This is a genomic window from Mycobacterium interjectum (assembly GCF_900078675.2).
Classification (GTDB): domain Bacteria; phylum Actinomycetota; class Actinomycetes; order Mycobacteriales; family Mycobacteriaceae; genus Mycobacterium; species Mycobacterium interjectum.
Window position 1 is genome coordinate 1,847,791 of record NZ_LT546237.1, and the last position, 1,152, is coordinate 1,848,942.

At 73.7% G+C, this 1,152-nt stretch carries 1 protein-coding gene; it reads right to left on the minus strand.

Annotated features, from left to right (window positions below; all coding sequences use genetic code 11):
• Window positions 1-1,039 (minus strand): UDP-N-acetylmuramate--L-alanine ligase (gene murC, locus BN4348_RS43170; RefSeq protein WP_066913358.1); only part of this gene is annotated, 1,039 nt, incomplete at its 3' end.
• Window positions 1,040-1,152 lie beyond the last annotated feature (113 nt).

The window sequence follows — 1,152 nt, forward strand, 5'->3', positions numbered from 1 at the left end:
CCGCCGCGAGCGTCGCGGTGATCTCGGTGGGGTGATGCGCGTAGTCGTCGAACACCCGCACCGAGGCCTGGCCGGTTCCCGAGGTTCCGACCAGTTCGAAGCGGCGGCGCACGCCCTCGAACCCGGCCAGCCCGTCGAGCACCGCATCGGCCGAGGCGCCGATCTCGAGCGCCGCCAGCAGCGCACCCAGCGCGTTGAGGGCCATGTGCCGGCCGGGCACCGACAGCCGCATCACCCGCGGGTGGGGTTCGCCGGCCAGCTGGATGTGGGCGACCGCCCCGGTGCCCTGCTGATCCCACGACAACAGCGTGGCCGCCAACCCGTCGCCGCCCGAGCCGTAGCGCAGCACCCGGATGCCCAGCGCGGCGGTGCGTTCGGCCAGCGCAGCCGCGCCCGGGTCGTCGGTGCACACGACCAGCGCTCCGCCGGGGGCGAGGCGCTCCACGAAGGAGTCGAACGCCTCGACGTAGGCGTCGGCGCTGCCGTAGAAGTCCAGATGGTCGGTCTCGATGTTGGTGACCACCGCGACGTTGGGCGTGTACTCCAGCAGCGAGCCGTCGCTCTCGTCGGCCTCGGCGACGAAGCAGTCGCCGCTGCCGTGGTGGGCGTTGGTGCCGGCCTCCCCCAGGTCGCCGCCGACGGCGAACGACGGGTCCCGCCCGCAGTGCTGCAGGGCCACGATCAGCATCGACGTCGTCGTCGTCTTGCCGTGCGTCCCGGTGACCATCAGCGTGGTGCGCCCGGCCATCAGCTTGGCCAGCACGGCCGGTCGCAAGATCACCGGAATGCCGCGGCGGCGCGCCTCGACCAGCTCGGGGTTGGTCTTCGGGATGGCGGCGTGGGTGGTGATGACCGCGGTGACACCGCCGCGCAACTGGTCCAGCGACGACGCGTCGTGGCCGACGCGGATCAGCGCACCCCGGGCCCGCAACGCGTGCAGGCCACGCGACTCCTTGGCGTCGGACCCCGACACCAGCCCGCCCCGGTCCAGCAGGATGCGGGCGATGCCCGACATCCCGGCTCCCCCGATGCCCACCATGTGCACCCGTTGCAGCTCGGGGGGCAGCTCGGGCGGCGACTGCTCGGCGTTCACGGGTTTCTCCCGGCCGGCGCGCGGCCGACCCGCGCCCCTCGCGCGATGTCCAGCGCCGC